This window comes from Myxococcus sp. CA023 (assembly GCF_010998615.1).
GTDB lineage: Bacteria > Myxococcota > Myxococcia > Myxococcales > Myxococcaceae > Myxococcus.
In genome coordinates this window covers 43,630-51,254 of sequence record NZ_JAAEAH010000071.1, presented here as the reverse complement: position 1 = coordinate 51,254, position 7,625 = coordinate 43,630, and the positions used below count along the sequence as shown (strand labels likewise).

Annotated in this window: 7 protein-coding genes and 1 pseudogene; 3 read left to right on the top strand and 5 right to left on the bottom strand. The window is 63.4% G+C overall.

Features of this window, described 5'->3' with window-relative positions; all coding sequences use genetic code 11:
- The first annotated feature begins 342 nt into the window (after window positions 1-342).
- The 3 genes from F8M74_RS27845 to F8M74_RS38140 all read left to right on the top strand — a co-directional run bounded on the left by F8M74_RS27845 (window position 343) and on the right by F8M74_RS38140 (window position 2,254).
- Entirely contained in the window at window positions 343-684 is a 342-nt protein-coding gene (locus F8M74_RS27845; RefSeq protein WP_162295122.1) for a hypothetical protein, read from the top strand.
- Between the two features lie 217 nt (window positions 685-901).
- Entirely contained in the window at window positions 902-1,447 is a 546-nt protein-coding gene (locus F8M74_RS38145; RefSeq protein ID WP_228560744.1) for a GAF domain-containing protein, read from the top strand.
- Between the two features lie 12 nt (window positions 1,448-1,459).
- A complete protein-coding gene (locus F8M74_RS38140; protein ID WP_228560742.1) occupies window positions 1,460-2,254 on the top strand; it encodes a sensor histidine kinase KdpD in 795 nt (264 codons plus the stop codon).
- 15 nt (window positions 2,255-2,269) lie between these two features.
- On the opposite strand, the gene F8M74_RS27835 is transcribed toward F8M74_RS38140, so the two are convergent.
- From F8M74_RS27835 to F8M74_RS27820, 5 genes and pseudogenes are all read right to left on the bottom strand, one after another.
- On the bottom strand, window positions 2,270-2,794 hold the full coding sequence (locus F8M74_RS27835; RefSeq protein WP_203330834.1) for a Mov34/MPN/PAD-1 family protein: 525 nt from the start codon (window positions 2,792-2,794) through the stop codon (window positions 2,270-2,272).
- On the bottom strand, window positions 2,776-3,903 hold the full coding sequence (locus tag F8M74_RS38135; protein ID WP_228560740.1) for a ThiF family adenylyltransferase: 1,128 nt from the start codon (window positions 3,901-3,903) through the stop codon (window positions 2,776-2,778). The genes F8M74_RS27835 and F8M74_RS38135 overlap by 19 nt, the downstream gene beginning before the upstream one ends.
- 231 nt (window positions 3,904-4,134) lie before the next feature.
- Window positions 4,135-4,368, bottom strand: a pseudogene (locus F8M74_RS38700) (hypothetical protein); the annotation flags it as partial.
- Between the two features lie 166 nt (window positions 4,369-4,534).
- On the bottom strand, window positions 4,535-5,602 hold the full coding sequence (locus F8M74_RS27825) for a nucleotidyltransferase (RefSeq protein WP_141257661.1): 1,068 nt from the start codon (window positions 5,600-5,602) through the stop codon (window positions 4,535-4,537).
- Between the two features lie 31 nt (window positions 5,603-5,633).
- Window positions 5,634-7,616 carry an SAVED domain-containing protein gene (locus F8M74_RS27820; protein ID WP_141257660.1) on the bottom strand — a complete coding sequence of 661 codons (1,983 nt, stop codon included), beginning with the start codon at window positions 7,614-7,616 and terminating at the stop codon, window positions 5,634-5,636.
- Window positions 7,617-7,625: the final 9 nt, after the last annotated feature.

Here is a 7,625-nt window from a genome sequence, read left to right as displayed (position 1 = left end):
AGCGCCGCTCCAAAGACGATGAGCAGCAACAGTTCGAGCGGGAAGACCACTTTGTGCGCGTGCCGCCTCGGGTCCTCCACCGCCGCAAAACGCGCAAAGAGCAGCAGGGACATCCCATCACTCGAGGCCGTCTCTTCCGTTCTGGTCATGGCAAGGGGGCAACCAATTCCACCTGCCACCTTATGCCCACCCTTGCTCCCGCTGTCCCTAACGATTCCGATCACCTATCGTGCGGGTGCCCTGCCTCTTGGCGTGAGGGGCCTGAGCCAAAACCCGGCGGAGGACCTACCCCGGCGTGTTCCGCTCGAGCTCCAGCCGGGACCCGGTGAGACGCTGGATTTGATGTGTGGCGGCAGGGTGCAGGTGGGACGCAAGGACATCACCGGGCTGGAGCTCCAGCCGCGCCTGTTCTCCCTGGCCGAGCGAAACGTGTATCGCAACCGCTGTGAGCGCGAGGTGTACCTGGTGCAGGGAGATCTGCGCCGAGTGGGGACGCAGTTCGCTGCGGGCAGGTTCGCGCATGTACTGTGCAATCCACCGTACCGGACGCGGGCTTCGGGGCGTAGCAGCGTGTCCATGGAGAAGGCCATTGCGCGGCATGAGCTGGCTTGTGAGCTCCAGGACGTGGTGCGCGCGGCGGACCAGTGCGAGGTTGGCCCCGGCACGAGGGCCACCCCAGGCTGAGTGGTGTTGAGGCGCAAGACAGCCACCACGCCGGCGGCCCCTGCCACGCACCTGATGGGAGCGCAGCCTGGGCAGGCGTGTACCCCAAGGGGGTTCAGGCGTTCTGTCCACCGGCCGGGAGCATCGCTCGGGAGGCCCCGTCAGCGGCCCTCCTCGGCCCCTCCGCTCCAGCCCTCACCCTCAACAGGGCCCCTATCCCGCCTATACGTTCATCGGATTGTCCTTCGCTCGGCCGCGCACCTTCTCGGAGATGGACCGGGCCTTCTTCACGGCGCTGGCGCATGCGTGCGCGCAGGCGTTGGACCGGGTGCACCTCACGGCGGAGGAGCGCCGGGCCCATGCACAGGCCCGCGCCGCCGCCGCCCACCTGCAGCTGCTGGCGGAGGCCTCCAACGCCTTCGACGCGACGAACCGCGACCTGGCGGTGTTGTTGGACACCATCACCCGGCAGGTGGCGCGTTTCATGGCGGATGCCTGCACGCTGTGCCTGTTGTTCGATGATGGCACCCGCCTGGAGGTCGCGGCCCGTCACGCCGTGCTCACGCTCGCGGATGCGCGGCCCTTGCTTCCGGGTGAAGCGCTGAGCGACTTCGTGCTCCAGAGGGGCCGGCCCCTGCTCATCCCCGAGCTGTCCGCGGAGCAGCGGCAGGAGCTGGTGGGGCAGGCGCCATCCGAGGGGGATCCGGCGTACAGCCTCCTCTGCGTGCCCTTGCGCACGCAGGGGCGTGTGGTGGGCACGCTGTCGGTGGGGCGCGCGGGATAGGGGCGGAGCTTCATGCTGGAGGACCAGGAGCTGGTGGAGGAACTGGCGGCGAAGGCGGCGCTCTCCATCGAGAACGCGCGCCTGTTCGCCGAGCAGCAGCGCTCCCAGGAGGAGCTGCGCCGCCGCGCCGAGTTCGAGCAGCAGTTGGTGGGCATCGTCTCGCACGACCTGCGCAATCCGCTGGCGGCCATCTCCATGTCGGCGGGGCTGCTGGAGAAGAAGGGCGTGCTGACGGATTCGCAGAAGCGCATGGTGTGGCGCATTGGTCAGGCCACCGAGCGCGCGGCGCGGATGATTCGCGACCTGCTGGACTTCACCAAGGCGCGGCTGGGCGGCGGCATTGCCTTGCACCGCCAGCCCACGGACCTGCGGGACGTGGTGAGCCAGGTGGTGGACGAGCTGATGGTGGCGAACCCGGAGCGGCGGGTGGAGGTCGACATCCAGGGCGAGGTCCGGGGCGAATGGGATTCGGACCGCATCGCGCAGGTGCTCACGAACCTGCTGGGCAACGCCCTGGCCTACAGCCCCGCGGACGCGCCGGTGCGCGTGGGCACGCGCCTGGAAGGCGAGGCCGCTATGCTCTCCGTCTTCAACGGCGGTGACCCCATTCCGCGCGAGCTGCTACCCCGGCTCTTCGAGCCGCTGACACGGGGCGCGCTGAAGGAAGGCCAGTCCACGCGGAGCATCGGCCTGGGGCTCTACATCGTGCAGGACATCGTGCGAGGCCACGGCGGCGGCGTGGAGGTGGTGTCCTCCGAGCAGCTCGGCACCACGTTCACCGTGCGCCTGCCTCGCGCCGCGGGTTGAGCCGACAGGGCACGTTCATGGGGCGGTGGGGGCCAGTGGTTGCCACCGAGGAAGCGGTACGATTCGCCGCGCGTGCCGGAGTCCCTCCCAGGCATTCATTCCATCCATCCCGATGATGAGGAAGAGGAGCGAATCGCCCTCGAACGAGTCTTCGTTCAGTCGGCGGCGCCAGTCATTGATGTCGACCCCTGAAGGACTCGGCCATGGCTCGGGATGGGTATGCCACTCTCCCAGGTAGAGACAGGTTCCGCCGGATGCGGTCCAGCGCGCATCCATGACCGCTTGATGTCGCTGGGACGCACGATGAAACGAGAAGCGCCCCCGCCGATCTCCCGGTAAGGGGGACGTCACCTCGTCGATGACCGTGTCATTGCAGTCCAGGAGATGACGGCCGAGCATGACGCCGCCCGCCTCCTCTTGATGCGGGGCCATCTGGCGAAAACGCAGGAACTGGGAGTGGGCCTCTGGGCCGACTTTGACTCTGCCGCCGCAGGGGCGCTGGAACACGAGCGTGTCCAGGGTCATGGCGTCCCGCAGCACGCACAGTCCATCCGACGGAAGTCCGTCACTCCCGAAGCCATCTCGAAGTAGGGCGTCACGGAGTATCCCGCGCTCTCGAATGCGCGCCTGTCTCCCTTCCAAGAGATGAGGGTTGCATCCGTATGCTCCTTGCTCAGCACTTGTAAGGCGAGGCGGGATGCCATCTCCGCGGTACGCTGGGCATCGAGGTCGGAGAAGGGCATGTACCGGTTGCCACACCCCAGCGTATCTCGCGTGTAGGTGATGCCAGGCGTCGCGAAGGCCGTGCGGTTTTCAATCGGCCCGCCATCATATGGGCGCGAATGGAGGCACTCCATACAGCCAGGGCTGGAGCTTCCATGGCTTGGAGCATGCGTGAGGAGCGCATGTCCTCCCAATCCGAGCGGCTCCAGCCATGTGAAGAGCACGGGTGGGTGCGCGGAGCTCGACCAGCTCCACGCATTCAGGTCCAACTCCGCGGTGGGATGACCCATCGCGGAGATGATGAGGTCATGCTCCTTGGCCCAGGACTCTCTTTTGCGAAGGAGACTGCCGAGCTCCTCGGCGTGCTCCGTCACGGAGACATAAGGGACGTTGCGCTCGATTTCAGCCTTCAACCCCTGCACCTTGGGTTGGAACAGAGTCCCCATGCCACAGACATGCCGGTACACGTTGTCGGGGCTGAAGGTGTCTTCATCGGCCAATGAAAGATGCCCGATGCCTGCTCGGGCGAGCGCGAACGCGATGTATCCGCCAACCGCCCCGCATCCAGCGAGGAGCACCCGGCGCCGCTGGAGTCCCGTGCTCGCGCCTCCTCTTCGTTCAAGGTATGCACGGTCCATGCGTAACAGCGTGTAGGGCACCACCGCCGCCGTGGCCTTGTTGTCCGTGAGCGGGTGGCCACCGCGCATCGCGCTGAGGCGAACCCCGATGAGGGCGTGCTCCGCCTCGGGTCGTCTCAAGGCGAGCACGACGAAGTTATCGGGCTGAGACCCATGGGATGTGACGAAGTTGGCGATGACCTTCCGATGATTCTCCGGCAGCGCGCGTACGTACTTCTGGAGTCCTTTGACGGAGGACAGGTCCACCAGCCGGAAGTTCGGGTCCACGGAGATCGGATCGAGAGGCACGTAAAGCGCGCTGCCACTGCGCAGTCCTTTGGCATCTCGATGAGGTCGGAGCCGGGCGCAGGTCGCAGCGTCGTCCGCGACGGCTACAGAGGCAGTGCCGGTATAGAAGATGCTGAGCTCTCGAGGTGTGTCACTGATGGTGACTGAACAGAGCGCGGAGCGAATTCGAGAGACCGACTCCCAGTAGGCAAAGGCCTCGCGCAAGTACTCCTGGGGCCGGTTCACCTCGAGCATGCGCTCCAGATGCGCCCGGACGAGCATGAGGCACTCGTCGAGGATTCGTTCAGGACTTCTCAAGTCGAGAAGATTGGCATCGGACGTGAAACACAGTTCGTTACCTCTGACGAGGTGTGGGAGGTCGAGCGGAGGCTCGACTTCCTTCACCAGACGGACCACGGGAAGGCAACGCGGGAACGCTGCTGGCAAGCGTACTTCCAGCGTGAAGACATGCGCTCCCACCGTCATGGACCCTGTGACAGCGGGTTCAAGCCGCGCCTCCGCGCGTCTTTCCGGAGGAGGCGCCAGGCAGACCACCCGGCCGCACGCGTCGAGCAGGCGGCCATCGTAGAGCCGTTCCAGGAAGGCTATCTTCGCCTCGTGGGAGATATCGGTGGGAAAGGGCATGGCTGAATCAGGCTGAAACCGCGCTAGAGACGATGGCGGGGCCGCCTTTGCGGCCCGAGCTGTCCTTCTCGGGGACGGGGAACTCGTCACCGAACTGGTCGCGCATCCGCTTGCATGCCTCGACGACGTCCACCTCGTTCTTGACTTGGTCCAGGCAGTCCCTGAGTTGGATGAGCCGCTCGCGGAAGGTGGTCATCTGGCCCTCGGTCATTTTCGTAAAGATGTCCGCTCCCGGTGCGACAGGAAGTGGAACGGAAAGCCGGTACAACGCGGAGCCGTCCGACTTGGTGCTGGTCATGGTGAATTGGTTCACCAACGTCCCGACGAAGTCCCGCATCGCCTTGAGATCGTCGAAAGTGGTCCCCCTGAGAGCGTCGACGGTGACTTGAGGCTTGAACCAATGGCCTGCCGCGACCGTGAGCCCGATGCCGGATGGCGCATTCTGTCCATCGGTCGCGAATTTCTTGGTCTTCCACCGCTTCAGGGCCCGAATGACGCGGAGAAATTGCGTTTGTTGTTGCGCAGAACTGAACCGTTCCGCGACCCACGCGGTGAGCTTCCTGGGCTCAGACTCTTCCCAGTGGCGATCCTTCTCTCCGGAGCCTCTTTTCCCCTTGGCGATGAACATCCGCCGTGTGGGGCTGTCAGGGTTGTCGTATGCGTAGATGGCGAGGTCGACGTGGAATGCCAGTTCGCCATCCTTCTGGTAACTTACGGTAACGCACGAGCGGCGGACCTCGGAGCCCAACTGGGTATGCCCCTTGAGCGCGTCGTCGACCAGGAGCTTCAAGTCGACGGGGTTGAGGTACTTCGTCGTCGCGCAGTTGAAGGCGAGCCCCACGTCGATGTCGTAGTCCCCCTTCTCCGGATGGATGCCCGTCCCCATTTCGTAGCTGCCCTGGTTGAAACTTTCGAACGTGGGGACGTCCTTCTTCTCAGCCCGCAGGGCTTCGAACTTTTTTCGGAGCTTTTCGATGATGATGTCACGCTTCTCTCGAAGCTCCTTGTTCTCGTCGAATCGCTTGAGACGGATCGCTTCATCGAACTGAATCATCTGAGTTTGGACGACGGCCATGTTGATTCAACTCCTGGATGGGGACAGGGGATCACAACGAGAACAACTTGATTGCGGAACGGCCCTCGCCAGCGGCTTGGAGATGCATGCACCACTTGTAGCGAGGGGGGTCGCGAGCGTCGAAGTTGTAGATGAAGCAATCAGGGAGGCCGGTGAAAGCCAATGCCTGCCCCAGGTGGAACGCGACACTCACGGGCACTGCGGCGAAGACGTGAATGCTGTCGATGCCGCTGTTTCCTGCGATGTGAAAGTCGACGGCCCTACGAATGACGTTCACATACTCCCGAAGTTGAGACGCCCGGCGAACGATGCCGCGCTGGGCCTGTTCCAGAAAAAAGTGAAGGTCCAAGTTCACGTTCGAGGCGGGCAGCACGCGCTCGCACTCCTCCTGCTGAACGATGGCGGAGATGGAAATTCTTACTTGGGCAGCGGTGCCCGAGGCGTGTGAGATGGCCTCAGTCTTGAGCGGAGGCACAGGTTCCTGCTCGTCCTGATGCCACATGAATCGTCCGCTGGACCGGTCATACTCGAGTACATCGACGTGGCGGTTTTTGGCCAAATAGCCCACAAACGCCGCGAACGAGACGTATGGAAACCCAAAGTAGACGATATCCGTGTCCGGCTCTTCGAGCGTTCGCCGGAGCACTCCGTCACGTGCCGCCAGCTTCGCGACCTCTGGCTCCAGATTCTCCCACCTGCGCTCGGAAACCATTGGAGCTTGATTGATACTGACGACCGGCCGAACGCGCTTTCCTGCGAAGAGCGCTGGCGTGTCCTGTGGCGTGGGAGTTCCATGCGCGGTGCTGTAGGCGCTATGCCGGATGAGGACCAGTTCTCGTGGTGGGGCATCATCGAAGCTGGGGGACGGCGGTGCGCTGAAGGGCAGCAGGGCCCGGGCGTCTCCCGCTCTCGCATACAGTTGAATCGAAATCGCGTCGTGAGAAGGCTCTTTGCGCGCGAGTTCGCTCCGCGCCGATGCGAGCGCTGTTCGCATGTTCTCCTGGCAGACGAGCAGCTTTTGGTAGAGGGTCTTGGTGAAGGTGATGGAGCCCCGGCATGTCAAAGGCAGCCGAGATGCAAGCACGGCAGGTATGCCCTGTCGGTGGAGCATCCGGGCGTTGCTCTCCAGCGCGAGTCCTGGAGTGCCCGCGTCTCCCCCTTGGCAGGCGCAGATGGTGACGAGCCGAAGCGCTCTGGAGTCGCAGGACTCGAACAGCAGATGCCGCAGGGCAGCGGCATCTACGAAGTCTGACTCGCTGTCGTCGTCTCGCTTTGGATCGAAGATAAGTCCATGGTACTTCGCGCCGTCTTCATTCCTGCTGCCTCCATGACAAAGCAGGTGGAGTGCCGTAACTGGGCGCGACGCATCTGCCATCTTGGCTGCAAGTCGGCTTTGGTTGACGTGGGGGATGACATCCTGGTCCGGGTCGAAGTACAGACCTGCATCTCGGCAGGTGCCCTCAAGGGCAGTCATGTGCTCGCTGAATGGGACGTTTCCTCCGGCTTCTGAGTAGGCAAAGAGGATTCTGCCGGTGGGCGGTATTTGCAATGCGCTATGAAAATCGGTAGCACATTCGTATTGAATGAGACAGCTCGCCAGTGTTCCCAGTCTGCGTCCCCCTGTCAGATTCAGAAGTTCCCAGGGGAGATGGAAAATCTCGTCGGCACGGTCGGAATAGAGCGTGAGGTGGACGGGCCTGCCTTCAGCCAGGGCCTCGATAACTTTGCTTTCGAGGCGAGGCCAGACCGTGGGCACCAGAATTTGACGGAGCTCCAATCCAAACTGCTCAAGCAGGACGGCCCCTGATGCTCCCGTGCTGAGTGCTTCGAGTTGATGCTGGAGGCGGTCCCATGGGATTTCGATTGAGCTGAGAACTCCACCCGTGTGCTTGAATGAGTACTTCTTGGGGCTCCAGGTAAACGGTTCCTCGTCTCCAAGGAACTCCAACCTGACTTCAAAGGGGGCTTTCGAGGGGTTCACAATCGAGGTCCTCTCCACGAAACGACCGTTCATGGAGAGGAC

Bases quoted from the DNA above. Each gene is read 5' to 3' on its own strand.
- F8M74_RS38140 (WP_228560742.1), top strand. From the start codon at position 1,460: ATGCTGGAGGACCAGGAGCTGGTGGAGGAACTGGCGGCGAAGGCGGCG.
- F8M74_RS27820 (WP_141257660.1), bottom strand. From the start codon at position 7,616: ATGAACGGTCGTTTCGTGGAGAGGACCTCGATTGTGAACCCCTCGAAA.
- F8M74_RS27825 (WP_141257661.1), bottom strand. From the start codon at position 5,602: ATGGCCGTCGTCCAAACTCAGATGATTCAGTTCGATGAAGCGATCCGT.
- F8M74_RS27845 (WP_162295122.1), top strand. From the start codon at position 343: ATGTGTGGCGGCAGGGTGCAGGTGGGACGCAAGGACATCACCGGGCTG.